Source organism: Tellurirhabdus bombi, from assembly GCF_021484805.1.
GTDB lineage: Bacteria > Bacteroidota > Bacteroidia > Cytophagales > Spirosomataceae > Tellurirhabdus > Tellurirhabdus bombi.
In genome coordinates, this window is the sequence record NZ_CP090557.1 from 4,728,889 (window position 1) to 4,744,098 (window position 15,210).

Here is a 15,210-nt window from a genome sequence, read left to right on the forward strand (position 1 = left end):
TTTGTCGTATTTTGCGCCCGCCTCTTATACTACAATTGACAATTTCACCATGAATAAAACATTGATCTTAGGGCTGTGGCTTTTGGGCATTGCTTCGGCAACGGCTCAGGTTGCGGATAAAAAGCCCGCTCCGAAAAAAAACGAGTCTTCTTTTCTCTCCAAGCTTCGCAAAAAGCCAGCCTCTACGGATACAACTGCTGCCTCGACTAGGCCGGATTCCAGCGCTACCAAAGAAAGCTCGGTCTTAACCCATATCGTGCGGCAGGGCGAAACGTACCAATCCATCGCTCGGCTGTATGACGTTACCGTTGGTCAGGTGTTGTTCTGGAATAAACTAACCTTTAAAAAGCCACTGCACACGGGCCAGCGCCTCCTGATCGATACTGCCGAGGAACTGGAAGAAAAGATGGAAAGTGCGCCGCCCGCCACCGCAACGGCTCCGACAATAACCCCACCAGCAACAAGCTCGCAACCAGAAGCCGTAAAATCAGACGCGCAGACGGCCGTTACCAACCCCGCCGATTATCATACTGTCAAAGAAGGCGAAACCCTTTTCCGTATAGCCCAGTTGTATCAAGTCAGTGAGGATAATCTGCGCACCTGGAATAAGCTGCGAAACAACAGCATCCGACAGGGGCAATTGCTGAAAATCCGTCCCTGATCATTTTTCAACCTTATTCATTACTCGTTCTTCATGCGTTCCAATTTGTTTTATTACCTTGTTTTGCTCATTCTGGTCCTGGTGGATGGCTGGTTGCTGGCTCACCCGAATTTGGTTGGGCGGGTCGGTATTTTCATCTATGAGTATGAATACATCGAAACTGTTCCCAGAGCTTTACTAACGGTTGGCATAACGGTACTGGTTGCGTTGCTGATTGGCTGGGGGCTAACGAAGCTGAGTCGTCCGGTTGGCATTGGGATTGCCGTTGCGGCCAGCGCTGCCTGTATTTTCGCCCTGTTTCAAACGTATGTGAAGTTTACTTCGGGCGTTTACCAGTTTACTGGCTCGGGCTTTAAAACTGGAGCTATTTTACTGCCCGTCATTCTAACCATCATCTTTGGGAAAACGAGCGTCGATATTATAAGCCATAAAAAATAAGGCACGAATTGGCTTTTGGAGAGCGTTTAATGCTGGTTTTCTTTCTATTGAGCGGCTAAACAACGAACTTTCAAACTATTTTATTCGTGTTTATACAAGTAGATTTAGGATAAAAACTGTGTTTTTACCAAAGCAATCATACGTCGTTATTGCTTTTTGGCTAATTTCGCCAGATATACTAACCTGAATCCATTTTCATAAAACCGATTCACTCTATTCTGAATACGTATGTCAAACACTGCCGAACTGTCTGTTGATGGCAAAACCTACCAGTTTCCTATTGTCGAAGGTAGCGAACAAGAAAAAGCCATTGATATATCTAATCTCCGCGATCAGACGGGCTACGTTACACTAGACAAAGGATACAAAAACACCGGAGCAACTCAAAGTGCCATTACTTTCCTGGATGGAGAGCAAGGTATTCTGCGCTACCGGGGCTATTCCATTGAAGATCTGGCGGCTAAAGCCAATTTCCTCGGAGTCGCTTATTTGCTGATTTATGGGGAGTTACCCAACCAACAGCAGTATCAGGAATTTGAGAAAAGTATCCAGTCGCACAGCCAGGTTAAAGAAGGCATGCAGACTATTCTGAATGGTTTCCCACAAGACACGCACCCGATGATTGAGCTGTCGTCTCTGGTGAATGCGTTGAGTGCCTTTTACCCTGATTCATACAACGAAAAAGCGGGCGATACGGAAGAACACGTTGCCCGGTTGCTTGCGCAGCTTCCAACCATCGCGGCCTGGTCGTACAAAAAAGCGAAGGGCCAAGCCACTGTTCAGCCCAACAACAACCTTGATTATTGCTCTAACTTCCTAAGCATGATGTTTGGTCAGGCTGGTGAGGAGTATAAAGTAGATCCGGTAGTTGCCGAAGCCCTGAATACTTTATTGATTCTACACGCCGATCACGAGCAAAACTGCTCAACGTCAACCGTTCGTCTGGTTGGTTCGTCGCAGGCCAATTTATATGCATCGATTTCGGCGGGAATCAACGCCCTGTGGGGTCCGCTGCACGGTGGTGCCAACCAGGAAGTGATTGAAATGCTGGAAGACATCAAAGCCGATGGCGGCGATGTGGCAAAATACGTAGACATGGCGAAAAACGCGAAACAGACGGGTTTCCGGTTGTTTGGTTTTGGCCACCGCGTTTACAAAAACTTCGATCCGCGCGCGAAAATCATTAAAAAAGCGGCTGACGACGTTCTGAGCAAATTAGGTGTTAACGACCCCGTACTGGAAATCGCTAAAGGACTGGAAGAAGCTGCTCTGAACGACGACTATTTCGTTTCGCGGAAGCTTTATCCAAATGTCGATTTCTATTCGGGTATCATCTACCGGGCGCTGGGTATTCCGACCAATATGTTCACGGTCTTGTTTGCCATTGGCCGTCTGCCGGGCTGGATTGCTCAGTGGAAGGAAATGCGCGCGACGAAAGAACCAATTGGCCGTCCACGGCAAATTTACGTGGGTTCTACCCTCCGCGATTTCAAAGCGCTGGCTGATCGGTAAACCGACCTACCAAGCTTATCATACCAAACCCTGGCCAATCTGGTCAGGGTTTTCTTTTGTCGGTGGGGAGCTGGGCGGCGTTATAGCGCCGCCCAGATTTATGCGCTAAGCCGCTTTCAACACGGATTCAATCAAGGGTATTTCAACGCTAAATACATCGGCAGACTCTGATACTTTGATACCGGGCAAATTCAGCAGGCGGTATTTTTCACTGATGTTGGCTAAGCCTTTTCCGCTGGAAAGCACTTGCCGAATGGGTTTTCTTTGGAGATTATTACTAACAATGAGCCGGTTCGCTTGGTCGGTCCGGATCTCGATGCGCAGGGGTTTTCCACTGTGGACCACGTTGTGTTTAACCGCATTTTCTACCAGCAACTGAAGCGTCAAAGGCGGCAATAACCAGTCCCGGCTTGCTTCGCTCACCGCCAGTTCGATGCTAATGCCCCGACCAAAACGAGTCGTCAGCAAATTACCATAAGCATGAATAAAAGCCAGTTCGCTGGCAACGGTGGTTAGCTCCCGGTCGCCAGCCTGCAACAAATACCGATAAACGACCGACATCTGGTCCACAAACTGCTCTGCTTTCTGGGGGTTGTCGCCAATCAGGGCCGATAGGGAATTTAAGCTGTTGAAGAGAAAATGCGGGTTAATCTGGCTTTGCAGCGCTCGCATGTGCATTTCGGTTTTTTCATGTTTTAGCTGCTGCATGGTCAGTTCCGCTTGCAAGTGTTCGCGGTGGCGCTGCTCCCGTTCGTAATCCAGCTCCCGCTCTACCGTTGCCTTTCGGATGGCTTCCCGGCGGTGGCGGTACGACAAACCAATCGAAAACACCATCAGGTCAAGTACGATACCCGCCTGCATATAAGGATAAGGATTTCGCCAGGAATTCCAGACGTAGTTCATGTCTGTAATCCGTACGCTGAGCGAGACGGTAACCAGGTGCGTAACAACCATTAGAGTAGTTCCCACAACAAAAAAGCGGGAAACTGTATCTTTTGACCGGAAAAATAACGCTGTTACGTAGATAGCTACTGCAATCAGGATAAAACGAAATATATTCTGGACCAAATCATGCGTGGCAGGTGTCCAATGATCCTGGACAAAACACATATATGCCTTAACCAGGCAGTACAGTAACAACGAAATTTGCAGAATCTGGTAAGGTCGATGCAGTTTGGGCCGTTGTTTCCAGACGTGCAGAAAATCGGCAACCAGGGCAAAATAAAACATGTAGGCCGTAATGGGACCGGCAACTCGGGCAAACGACAAAACATTGTCCGGCAGGGGCAGGTGCCTCACCACAAAGTACGTGATCCAGGCCAGTGTATACAGAACATACAAGCCGTAGACGCGCTCGCCGTACATAATCCACTGGACTACGTTTACCAGAAGAATGGAGGACACCATTCCCAAGAAAAACAAAAACCAAGCGTCGTAATTCATCCAGCTTTTCTACCTCATCAGAAAGTCACGACGAAGATAAAAAAAAGCACGCAGAAGATGCACAGCCTGTTATTAGTCGGTAATTTTTAGTGAAAAATAGCAATAATTCGTAAATTCACTAAACGAACAAATCTCTTTACTACGCTGTTCTCAGCATAGGTAGACGGCTAATTCGGTGGTCATCCTTTAGACTTTGACGATATTCCCATGAGAGGTTTTGCATTTTCTCAATATACGCCCCCCGAACAAAAATCAGGCAACAAATTCGACCAACTGCTTAATGTTTTCCAACAGCTGCTGTTGATGACATCCGGCAACGTCGAAGAAGCGTTGGCGTGGCTCAATGACCTTGACCGCCGCTACAGCCTGACGGACGACCAGTATGGCATTGGTGACTTCGTGGACGAAATGAAGCAAAAAGGCTACCTGACCGAGCAGAACGAAGAAGGCCAGATGAGCATGACGCCTAAGTCGGAGCAATCCATCCGGCAGTCGGCGCTGGAAGAAATTTTCGGCAAACTCAAGCGCTCTAAATCAGGTGGTAACCACCACACGCCGTATTCGGGCGTTGGCGATGAATTATCCAGCGACCTGCGCTCCTATCAGTTTGGCGATACGCTGGAACAGATTTCCATGACCGAATCCATTCGCAACGCGCAGATCAACAGCGGTGTCGACGATTTTCGCCTCATGGAAAGTGATTTGGAAGTGGTCGAAAAAGAGCAGAAATCGCAGACTTCCACGGTCTTGATGATTGACATTAGCCATTCCATGATTTTGTACGGGGAAGACCGCATTACACCGGCTAAGAAAGTGGCGATGGCCCTTGTGGAACTGGTGAAGCAGAAATACCCGAAAGACACGCTGGATATTGTGGTATTCGGCAACGATTCCTGGCAGATTCAGGTGAAGGATTTGCCTTATCTGGAAGTGGGTCCGTACCACACCAACACGGTTGCCGGGCTGGAACTGGCGATGGACCTGCTCCGACGCCGGAAGAATAAGAATAAGCAGATTTTTATGATTACGGACGGAAAGCCAACCTGTTTGAAAGAAGGCATCAAGTATTACAAAAATAGTTTTGGCCTCGACCGGAAAGTGGTTAGCAAAACGCTGACGCTGGCCGCCCAGTGCCGCCGCCTGGATATTCCCATCACCACGTTTATGATTGCCTCTGATCCTTACCTGAAACAGTTTGTTCATGAATTTACGAAAGTGAACAATGGTCGGGCTTATTACAGTGGTTTACAGGGCCTGGGCAACATGATGTTTGAGGACTTCCAACGCAATCGCCGGAAAAATATTAAATAATGTTCAGAGCCAACTCATTCGGGTTGGCTCTTTTTTTATTTCAGCGTAAAATCAATCGTTGTACAAACCGTTCCGGCCTCATTGGTTACACAAATGGGACCTTCTTTTGCCGTAGCGGGTACTTTAACCCAGATTTCTTCATCGGTATTTCTTCCGTCGAACGCTGCCGCGACGGTGCTGCCCGCGAAAAGAACCTGCGCATTCAGCAAGAATTCTCCTTTCAGCACGACCCGCCCACCAACTGGAATTTTATTAGTGAATGAAGCAATAACGGGTTTTTGTATGACCACGATGGGTTGTGAAGTAGTGGCGCTGCCCGCCCGATTGGTAACGGTAACCGTTCCACTCGTAGCATCCGTTGGAATGGTAATTCGCAGGCTGGCTCCTTCCGCTCGCGCGGAAACGGTGGCAGGATAGTTGCCCAGCTTCACGCCAGAAATTCGGTGCAAATTGACGCCACTTACCGTAACCTCGCCCCCTCTAATCTGCCTTACTGGGCTAGCCATTAGCGATGCGGGAGGCAGGATCATGAAAAACGGGACTGGACTAGTTGCCGCCCCACCCACGCTGCTTACAGTAATGGTTACAGTACCCGCCTGAGTCAGTTCCGGCACTGTTGCCTCTACCTGCGTATCGCTCCGAATTTTAAAAGGCGCTTCAATGGTGCCGAACAAAACCCGATTTATGTCTTTCAGGTTCTGGCCGGTAATTAGAACCTTGTCGCCTTTAATGCCTTCCGCAAGGCTTAAATTGCTAATCGAAGGAGCCGATACCACCAACAGGCTGTCTGCACTTGTGGCCGTAAGCTTGTCATAAACGGTAACCGTAATGCGTCCCGACAGTACGTTGGCAGGTACATAGGTACGAATTTCGGTATCTTTTACGGTTGTTCTCGCGGGATCTACTGGCACCCCACCTAATCGCACCAGACCGCTGGATAAATTGCGTCCCTGAATGATTAATTCCGTGCCGGAACGAACCTGACGAGGCGAAAAAGAAGTAATTTCAGGTTGGCCCGCTACTAGAAAATCAGTACTGGACGTGCCGCCCGCTGTTTCAATAATCAGGCTGGTAGGTCCCAACGGCACACCGGCAGGAATAGCAAACGCCATGGTAGTTTGTGTCGTGTCGCTGAAAGTTTTCACGGAGATAGCACCTATTCGAACGCCTTTTATCTGATCGAGGTAATTTCCTGAAATTCTGAGCACGCTACCGGGCAGCCCATTCATAGGCTGGACAGCCGTCAGAAGCGGGCCGGGTTGCAATACCGTAAACGAATGTGGTTCAGATACGCCTTCATCGGTGGAAACCTGAAGGGAGGTCTGGCCAACGGGCAAGTGCGGGACAACGGCGGTGATGGACTGGCTGTAAACGCTTTTGAGGGTGGCGGCTACCTTCGTTCCCGATTGGCCAAAAGTAACGACCGGACTGTTCCCGAATTTAGCACCGCTTATGGTAATTTCGGTTCCGATGCGTGCCCGGTCGGGCTCTACGCTCCAGACTTCGGGCGGGTAACTGCTAACGCGGCAAGCAGCCACAAAAACAGCCAATAAAATACACCATAAAAATGGTAACGTATTTTTCATAACTTTTCAAAAAGTGCATGGTGTGAACTGGGAGGCAGGGTAAAATTAACCAAATTCTGCCAGCAAAAACCATTTTCCTGAAATGCCTGTTATTCAACAAACACTCGACCACAATCCAACTGAGTTACTGAATGAGTTATCAAAACCTGAAGTCAAAAGAATTGCTACAGATCAAAACCTTGGGCGAATTGCGGGCGGCTGGCTATCAGTCAAAATCCATCAAACAGGAATTACGAGCAAATCTCATTGAAAAAATAAAGGCCAAAGAAGTTGTTTTCCCGGGTATCTGGGGATACGAAGAGACCGTTATTCCTGAAGTTGAGCGCGCTATTCTGTCGATGCACCATATCAATTTGCTGGGCTTACGGGGGCAGGCAAAAACCCGGATTGCCCGCTTGATGGTCAATTTACTGGACGAATATATTCCGGTTGTTGAAGGGTCGGAATTGAATGATGATCCGCTTCAGCCACTGTCGCGTTTCGCCCACGATCTGATCAACGAGCGGGGTGATTCAACGCCGATTGCCTGGCTGCACCGCAATGATCGCTATACCGAAAAACTAGCTACGCCGGATGTTTCCGTCGCCGACCTGGTGGGCGATGTAGACCCCATTAAAGCAGCTACGCTTAAGTTACCCTATTCGGACGAACGGACCATCCATTTTGGTTTGATTCCTCGTTCGCACCGTTGCATTTTTGTCATCAACGAATTACCCGATTTGCAGGCACGGATTCAGGTATCGCTATTCAATATTTTGCAGGAAGGCGATATTCAGATTCGGGGTTTCAAACTGCGTCTGCCGCTGGATATTCAATTTGTGTTTACGGCCAATCCGGAAGATTATACCAACCGGGGAAGCATCGTGACGCCACTGAAAGACCGGATTGATAGCCAGATTGTAACGCACTATCCGAAATCGATCGAGATCGGGAAGAAAATCACGCAGCAGGAGGCTATTGTGAAGACCGAGCAAAAAGGCATGATTAAAACCAATGACCTGATTGCCGACCTGATCGAACAAATTGCCATTGAAGCCCGCGAAAGTGAATACGTGGATGCCAAAAGTGGCGTTTCGGCCCGTCTGACCATTTCGGCTTACGAAAACTTGCTTTCGGCGGCTGAGCGGCGGGTTTTGATTAACAGCGAAAAAGATACGTACATCCGCATTGCCGACCTTTATGGCGTCATTGCTTCCATCTGCGGAAAGGTAGAGCTGGTGTATGAAGGCGAGGTCGAAGGCCCCGTTATTGTGGCGCAAAGCCTGATCGGTAAAGCCATTCGAAATCAGTTTCTGAATTATTTCCCGAATCCGGAAAAAGCGAAAAAAGACCGGAAACGGGTTAATCCGTACAAGAAAATTACGGATTGGTTCGGCGACGGAAACGTGATGGAAATCCTGAGCGATTTGCCTAACCGGGATTACGAAAACCGCCTTCGCACCATTGATGGCCTCGACGATCTGGTTGATCAATCCCATTCGCGCCTGAGCAAGCAAGAGAAGTTGTTTATGATGGAATTTGCGCTTCACGGCCTGGCGGAACACTCCATGATTGGAAAAAAATCGCTGGATACCGGCTTGCAATTTAAAGACCTGCTAGGCTCGATGCTGGGCTCCAGCCAAGGTTTTGAAGAAGAGGAAGACGACGAATAAGGTTGTATCCTTTTGACCTTAACGAGTTACAATAAAAGTACACTTTCTGACCGGAAGTGTACTTTTTGTTTATACGGGAAACTACGTATTGATAAATTACGTAGTTCTGCGCTAGTTTAACCCAACCGATGCCCCTAGTTTTGCAGCACCTATTTGGGTAAACAACAACAGATAAACAACAAATAACACTAATGAAAACGTATTTCCTGACTTGCTGTCTGCTGGCAGCGAGTCTTTTGACTCAGGCTCAAACAGCAAAACCCAAAACGACTGCCGCCAAAAAACCAGTAGCCGTAGCCAAGAAAACAACGGCAGCAAAGCCAAAAACGGCTTCCGCACAACCCACCGCCACTGCCCGTCCAGTAGCCAAAGCATCGGCTACTCAAACAGCACCAGCCGCTACATCGGCCACTGCCTCTGCCCAAACAGAAATTGCCGAAAACAGAACAACAACTCCAGCATCTGCCAAAACAGCAGCGGCTCCAGCTCGTTCAGCGGCAGCCAAGCCCACTAAAGTAGCATCCCCGACCAATACCGGAAAAGGATTATCGGTTGGTTTTCGGGCAGGTGCTAACGTGGTATTGAATAAATTTACAGAAGACGATCAGAGCGCTGGTGTTATCAAACGTGTACCAGGATTTACGGGAGGAGTTGTGCTGAATTATGGCATTAGCAATTCATTCTCGATTCAACCCGAAATTCTGTATACCCGACGCACCATTAAAGCCTCGGGTAGCGACGCTGGAATTACGTTCTCGACCCAGGTAGATATCAACTCGGTCGAAGTTCCGCTCTTACTTAAAGGATCCTTTGGAAAGCAAGTTCGGGTATTTGTTAATGCTGGCCCGTACGTAAATTATAACTTGAACGCCCGCCTGAAAATTACCATTAACGGACAGTCAGAATCGGAGAAACAAAAATTTGGCAAAGGCGATGCTCGTCTGGAATATGGTGTAACGGGAGGGGCGGGTGTTATGCTGCCCGTTGGTCCGGGTTCGTTAATGGTCGAAGGTCGGTATACCCACGCGCTGGGCACTAATTCCAAGGAGCAATCAGACGTCAGTGAATACTTCAAATTAGCGACAGTCTCAATCGGTTACATCATTCCGTTGGGTCTATAGGCTTACTCCACCACAACAGCGGTTCCGTTCGCGCTCACCATCAATAAACCGCCATTATTGCCAACGGTCTGGTAGTCAAGATCAATGGCGATAATGGCGTTTGCCCCTAATCGCTGCGCCTGTTCAATCATTTCGGAGATAGCAATTCCTTTGGCTTCGCGGAGGGCTTGCTCATAAGCACTCGACCGCCCCCCGACAACATCGCGGACACTAGCCAGAAAGTCTTTAATCAGATTAGAGCCTATAATTGCTTCACCATTGGCCAAGCCTAAATATTTGATGATCCGTTTACCTTCGATGTTAGGAGTAGTAGTTATTAGCATAGTTGCAGAATGGCAAAGCCCAAAGTAACAAAATTATAAGCTTTCTTTATGAAAAAAGACCGAATTTTATCCCTTTATGCCGCGGCAGACTACGCAAATCAATCGTTTTTCTAACTATATTCGCATTATACCTACTTTTTACACTCTACCCGGCACTTTCCGCAATAGGCTTGCTTTTCTACTTCTGTTCTCTGGTAGCCGCTTCGGTTGGAATTGATTTCCGCCCCTCATCCATCGCCAAACCCAAGCGGAAAATGCTACCTCCCGTTTCAGCTTCCGTGAAATCAATGGTAGCGCCCAGTTTATCCGCTAGCGCTTTGACAATCGACAAACCCAATCCAGACGAGCTTTCGCTGTTGGTTGGCCGGGCCGACAGCCGCTGAAAGCGTTTGAAAAGCTGCGCCCGTTCGTTGGGCTGAATGCCGGGGCCTTCGTCCCGAATCGCAATGTAACACCGATCCGCCTGCTGATAGACACTGATGTATACATTCCGTCCCATCGGTGTGAATTTCAGCGCATTACTAATCAGATTATCCAGAATCCGAACCACCAGTTCAAAGTCAGAATGAATAACGATGGGCTGGCTTGGCATGGACAGGTGCAAACCAATTGATTTTTGACGTGCCTGTACTTCGTAACCTGCTGCCAGCGCTTCGATCAGGTCATCCAGCTCTATTTCTGTAATTTGCAGGGGTTGCTCGGCGTACACCAGCGAATTGTAAAATACAATGCTATTGATCAGGTCCACGCCGCGCCGCACGGTCTTCATGCCATAATCGATGTTTTCCCGCTGCTCTTCGCTCAATTCCGGGATAGTATTCAGGTGTTGAAAAATGGCATTGATGGTGGCAAGCGGTGATTTCAGGTCGTGCGCGATCACACTGATCAGGCTTTCAATTTCGCGATTTACCTCGGCTAGCTCCTCATTTTTTCGTTCGAGCGTATTATGCTCATCCAAAAGTTGCTGGTTAATCCGGTACAAGGCCGAAAGATTGTTAAGTTCTGACAGTCCTTCTGAAGCAGCCGGAAAACGCGACGCTATCTGGCGTTTTAAATCGGCCACTTGCAACGAAACCATCTGTAAAAGGATCTTATCCTGTAGAAAAAACAACGCTTCGTTAATATCTTCGTCTGATAAAGGACAGGATTGATCCCAGGCCAGTAAAATATAGCCGCTCATACTAGCGTGCCGAAGGGGAAAACAATAGATGCGTTGGGTATCTTGGAAATACAGTTGCAAAGCCCTTGGTAACGCTTCCAGAGCGATATTCTGGGGAGCGGCACAAGCAATTTTAAAAGGAAAAAGCCCCGGTATCGTAATGGTTGGCGACACATACAACAGGTCCGCTAAAGTTGCGTTATATTGTCTGATAACACAGCATAGTCGGGCACCCATGTATTGCCGGATTAACGACACATAGGAAGTCAAGTCAGGTTCTTTTTTCGAATTGACAGCAAATTCGTGGAATTGTTGGTGAAAATCTTTCCACTGCATAAGGAATCATTAACAGGTTTGATGAAGCTGCTGTTTGTTGAGTATACGGTATACTTACGAAATAAGTAGCTTTATATATTTGTTTACCAATAGATTATTTCTTTTGTTTAGTAAAGTAGGTATACGGTAGTCATTTTATTTCTAAATAACTTTGCCCCAATCTATCATAAAATATTCTTTACTTTTTTTCATTTACGCAATATGTTCGCAAAACCTATCCAATACCGTTTTAGTGGCTGGACGTTTCTCCTTTTATTAGCACTCCCTCTCTGGTTTGGCAGTTGTAAGAAAGATAAAGAAGAAGATGGCCCCGGCACCGTGGAGGGAAATTGGAAAGTCACTTCGGGGAAAATTGACCCTAGTGTTTCGGGCTTTTCAGATTTTGTTCTAATAGGCAATACGTACAATCAATCGACGTGCCTGACGGACCTTACTGTTTCATTCAAAGCCGATGGGAAATTGCAATTAGATAATCCCGCTTCCTGCGATAAAATCAATCCAAAGGTCATTGCCAACGCAACCGGAATTGAGACGAACAGCGCTTGGGTTCATACAGGCGACAAACTGACGCTCACCACCACCGACGGGGTCAAGCAGGAATACGGCGTCTCGGTGAACAATAAAACGATGCAGTTAACCTTCAGCAAAGATGCTGACTGGGATAATGATGGTAAACCTTCCAACTATAATTATACCCTCGTTTTCACCCGCCAGTAAGTTGGCATCCTGACGATTTTTTGGTCGCTGCTCTAATTGTAGAGCAGCGACTTTTTTTTGGTCTTCTCAATACCTGGCTCTCCCTCCCCGGGTTAATACCGCCATAACGAACATGACCAAACTGCAAATTGCCAGCCCCCCTGACTCGCGGGCCAGCTCAATATTTATTGTTTTCATGCCCAGTTCATCCAGGGTAAACCCTTCAAAGACAGGCGGCCATTGCAGGTAAGCAGCAACTAGATAGATTCCGCCCGCAATGAGGTAGAACCAGGGCTTCACGGCCTGCGAAAGTGCCATGAAACAGGCCGCCGCCGCAAAAAGATAAATAGAAATCCAAAGGCCCGGATCGGGGTCGTTGTATTGAAATACGGCAAACAGAATAAAAAGTAAACCGAATATGATTGAAATCCATTTTCGCATGGCAAACTAACTTATGGTTTTTATCTACTGACAATATTGTTGAATCGCCGCTGCTGCGTCGGCATAACCCAGACGTTGCGCCTGTTTTAAGCTTAAACAACCTGCATCCGCTTTAGTACTCATTATCTGGGTAATACCCAGGGCGTAAAATGCCTTTCCGAACTTCGGATCCAACTCAACCGCCTTCGTAAAATCCTGCAAGGCTGCTTCGTATTCTTCCTGCTGGAATCGAATATTACCCCGGTTATAATACGCAAACGTGCTTTTCGCATCCAGCTGAATGGCTTTATCAAAATCAACCAGCGCAGAAGTAAGGTTCCCCAACGAAGCAAACAGTTGCCCCCGGTCCAGGTAAATGTCGGACGTGTCGGGTGCCATCCGGATGGCGCGGGCAAAATCTTTCAAGGCATCATCAGAATTTCCCTGGAGCACTTTCAACTTTCCCCGGTTGTAATACGGCTGGTAAAACTCCGGCTTTAGCTTCATCGCCTGTTCGTAATCCAGCAGGGCATTCGGAAACTCTTTCAATTCAAAATAAGCCACGCCCCGTGTGTTGAAAGCCTGGTAATTGCCCGCATCGGCTTCGATGGCCTGATTCAGGGCGGGGATGGCTTCCCGAAATTTCCCCTGCTTCATTAACGCACGTCCCTCGTCTAATTTACCTTCTGAAGATGAGCAAGACTGAATCAGCAAACTTCTTATTACCAGCAGCGAAAGGCTAACAAAAGGGGCAGATTTTACCCGGAACTCCTTGATTGTCTTTAGTATCTCTAGTTTTAACGCTATTTTTCTCATTGTATTTTTAATATTATCCTGCAAAATTAGACCGCAAAGTTTGATTTACGTGCATTAATCCTTACTTTTGCATCGGCAAATCGGTGCTACCAGCTCCTGCTGAATCCCCCAGGTCTTGACCGAAGCAAGGGTAGGTGGTCGTAGCGGTGAGACACTTGATTTGCCATTTTTTTTGCCCTTTCCATAAGTTCTTCTTGCTGCTTCCCCCAGCCTCACGGGTTCCTCACAACTATTTCGGTTAATTAGCTATTTTTGCAGAAACCGCTTTTCCGTCTTACATGAAATTTTTCATTGACACAGCCAACTTGGCTGAAATTCGCGAAGCTCAGGAATTAGGCGTCCTGGATGGCGTTACGACCAACCCTTCCCTAATGGCTAAAGAAGGCATTACGGGTAAAGCAAACATTTTGCACCACTACAAAGCCATCTGCGATCTAGTCGACGGCGATGTAAGTGCCGAAGTGATTGGCGTTACACTTCATGACATGATTCGTGAAGGCGAAGAACTCGCGGAGCTGGATGACAAAATTGTCGTGAAAGTCCCAATGATTAAAGAAGGCGTCAAGGCGCTGAAGTATTTTTCCGAGAAAGGCATTAAAACCAATTGCACCCTTATTTTCTCAGCGGGTCAGGCGCTCCTGGCTGCCAAAGCGGGCGCCACGTATGTGTCCCCTTTCGTGGGTCGTCTGGACGATATTTCGACCGATGGCATTGCCCTGATTGAGCAGATTGTTACCATCTACCGCAACTATAATTACGAGACGGAAGTTTTGGCGGCTTCGGTTCGTCACCCCATGCACATTATCCAATGCGCTGAAATTGGAGCGGATGTCATGACGGGACCCTTGAGCGCCATAACGGCCCTTCTGAATCACCCACTGACGGATAGCGGTCTGGCTAAATTTCTGGCCGATCACCAAAAAGCGGGCGCAAAATAAGTTAAACATTGTGTATCCTAACAGAAAAATATCGTACTGATACACAAGCGTTAACGATTAAATTATACATTCCAATATGTTTTCGAACGAACCGGTCCTTTCTCTCCAGAACGCTGATATTTTTCAGGGCACCAAGATTGTCCTGTCCGATGTAACGTTTGACGTCCACAAGGGCGATTTTGTGTTTTTGATTGGCCGGACAGGGAGCGGAAAAAGTTCGCTGCTGAAAACGCTTTACGCAGACCTGTGGCTCCAATCGGGTAAAGGAATGGTGGCTGGGTATGCGCTGGAAAAACTGAAGCCCAAAGACGTTCCTTACCTGCGCCGCAAGATTGGCATTGTCTTTCAGGATTTTCAGTTGTTCATGGATCGGAACGTGGAAGACAACCTCAAGTTTGTGTTGCAGGCCACGGGCTGGAAAGACAAAACGAAAATGAAAAACCGCATCTCGGATGTCTTGATGCAGGTCGGCCTCAGCGCCGTAAACCGAAAGATGCCCCACCAGCTTTCGGGTGGCGAGCAGCAGCGGATTGTCATTGCCCGCGCCATGCTCAACGAACCCATGTTCCTGATTGCCGATGAGCCAACCGGAAACCTTGATCCCGTTGTTAGTGAGCAGATTATGCAGGTTTTTCAGACCATCGGCAACGCGGGCACGGCCATTTTGATGGCCACCCACAACTACGACTTTCTAAAAAAATACCCCGCCCGCATCTTGAAATGCGAAGAGGGGCAAGTGCGGGAACAAGGCTTGTAAAAGCAAGTCATGACCAGCACGCTGGTCATGACTCAAACTGC

15 protein-coding genes are annotated in these 15,210 nt (G+C 47.9%); 9 read left to right on the top strand and 6 right to left on the bottom strand.

Annotated elements, in window-relative coordinates; all coding sequences use genetic code 11:
* Window positions 1-49: 49 nt before the first annotated feature.
* The 3 genes from L0Y31_RS20085 to L0Y31_RS20095 all read left to right on the top strand — a co-directional run bounded on the left by L0Y31_RS20085 (window position 50) and on the right by L0Y31_RS20095 (window position 2,611).
* On the top strand, window positions 50-661 hold the full coding sequence (locus L0Y31_RS20085) for a LysM peptidoglycan-binding domain-containing protein (RefSeq protein ID WP_234734872.1): 612 nt from the start codon (window positions 50-52) through the stop codon (window positions 659-661).
* Window positions 662-694: 33 nt separating this feature from the next.
* Window positions 695-1,099 (top strand): hypothetical protein, encoded by a 405-nt coding sequence (locus L0Y31_RS20090; protein ID WP_234734873.1) that lies wholly within the window; start codon window positions 695-697, stop codon window positions 1,097-1,099.
* A gap of 228 nt (window positions 1,100-1,327) precedes the next feature.
* Entirely contained in the window at window positions 1,328-2,611 is a 1,284-nt protein-coding gene (locus L0Y31_RS20095; RefSeq protein ID WP_234734874.1) for a citrate synthase, read from the top strand.
* Window positions 2,612-2,716: 105 nt separating this feature from the next.
* Here the strand turns inward: L0Y31_RS20095 and L0Y31_RS20100 are convergent, their stop codons facing one another.
* Entirely contained in the window at window positions 2,717-4,054 is a 1,338-nt protein-coding gene (locus L0Y31_RS20100) for a sensor histidine kinase (protein WP_234734875.1), read from the bottom strand.
* Between the two features lie 207 nt (window positions 4,055-4,261).
* Between L0Y31_RS20100 and L0Y31_RS20105 the strand changes: the two genes are divergently transcribed.
* On the top strand, window positions 4,262-5,365 hold the full coding sequence (locus L0Y31_RS20105; protein WP_234734876.1) for a vWA domain-containing protein: 1,104 nt from the start codon (window positions 4,262-4,264) through the stop codon (window positions 5,363-5,365).
* 35 nt (window positions 5,366-5,400) lie between these two features.
* On the opposite strand, the gene L0Y31_RS20110 is transcribed toward L0Y31_RS20105, so the two are convergent.
* Complete coding sequence (locus tag L0Y31_RS20110; RefSeq protein WP_234734877.1) at window positions 5,401-6,951, bottom strand: IPT/TIG domain-containing protein; 1,551 nt, start codon at window positions 6,949-6,951, stop codon at window positions 5,401-5,403.
* 131 nt (window positions 6,952-7,082) lie between these two features.
* On the opposite strand from L0Y31_RS20110, the gene L0Y31_RS20115 reads away from it, so the two are divergent.
* On the top strand, window positions 7,083-8,603 hold the full coding sequence (locus tag L0Y31_RS20115) for a P-loop NTPase family protein (protein ID WP_234734878.1): 1,521 nt from the start codon (window positions 7,083-7,085) through the stop codon (window positions 8,601-8,603).
* A 191-nt stretch (window positions 8,604-8,794) separates the two neighbouring features.
* Entirely contained in the window at window positions 8,795-9,724 is a 930-nt protein-coding gene (locus L0Y31_RS20120) for a porin family protein (RefSeq protein ID WP_234734879.1), read from the top strand.
* Window positions 9,725-9,726: 2 nt separating this feature from the next.
* Here L0Y31_RS20120 and L0Y31_RS20125 read toward each other — a convergent pair whose 3' ends face one another.
* Together L0Y31_RS20125 and L0Y31_RS20130 are read right to left on the bottom strand one after the other, a co-directional pair.
* Window positions 9,727-10,047 (bottom strand): heavy metal-binding domain-containing protein, encoded by a 321-nt coding sequence (locus tag L0Y31_RS20125; RefSeq protein ID WP_234734880.1) that lies wholly within the window; start codon window positions 10,045-10,047, stop codon window positions 9,727-9,729.
* Window positions 10,048-10,225: 178 nt separating this feature from the next.
* On the bottom strand, window positions 10,226-11,542 hold the full coding sequence (locus tag L0Y31_RS20130) for a sensor histidine kinase (protein WP_234734881.1): 1,317 nt from the start codon (window positions 11,540-11,542) through the stop codon (window positions 10,226-10,228).
* Window positions 11,543-11,743: 201 nt separating this feature from the next.
* On the opposite strand from L0Y31_RS20130, the gene L0Y31_RS20135 reads away from it, so the two are divergent.
* On the top strand, window positions 11,744-12,259 hold the full coding sequence (locus L0Y31_RS20135; RefSeq protein WP_234734882.1) for a lipocalin family protein: 516 nt from the start codon (window positions 11,744-11,746) through the stop codon (window positions 12,257-12,259).
* A gap of 66 nt (window positions 12,260-12,325) precedes the next feature.
* On the opposite strand, the gene L0Y31_RS20140 is transcribed toward L0Y31_RS20135, so the two are convergent.
* On the bottom strand, window positions 12,326-12,679 hold the full coding sequence (locus L0Y31_RS20140; protein WP_234734883.1) for a transmembrane 220 family protein: 354 nt from the start codon (window positions 12,677-12,679) through the stop codon (window positions 12,326-12,328).
* 24 nt (window positions 12,680-12,703) lie between these two features.
* Window positions 12,704-13,474 carry a tetratricopeptide repeat protein gene (locus L0Y31_RS20145; RefSeq protein ID WP_234734884.1) on the bottom strand — a complete coding sequence of 257 codons (771 nt, stop codon included), beginning with the start codon at window positions 13,472-13,474 and terminating at the stop codon, window positions 12,704-12,706.
* 278 nt (window positions 13,475-13,752) lie between these two features.
* On the opposite strand from L0Y31_RS20145, the gene fsa reads away from it, so the two are divergent.
* Window positions 13,753-14,412 carry a fructose-6-phosphate aldolase gene (fsa, locus tag L0Y31_RS20150; RefSeq protein WP_234734885.1) on the top strand — a complete coding sequence of 220 codons (660 nt, stop codon included), beginning with the start codon at window positions 13,753-13,755 and terminating at the stop codon, window positions 14,410-14,412.
* Between the two features lie 76 nt (window positions 14,413-14,488).
* A complete protein-coding gene (locus L0Y31_RS20155) occupies window positions 14,489-15,169 on the top strand; it encodes a cell division ATP-binding protein FtsE (RefSeq protein WP_234734886.1) in 681 nt (226 codons plus the stop codon).
* Window positions 15,170-15,210: the final 41 nt, after the last annotated feature.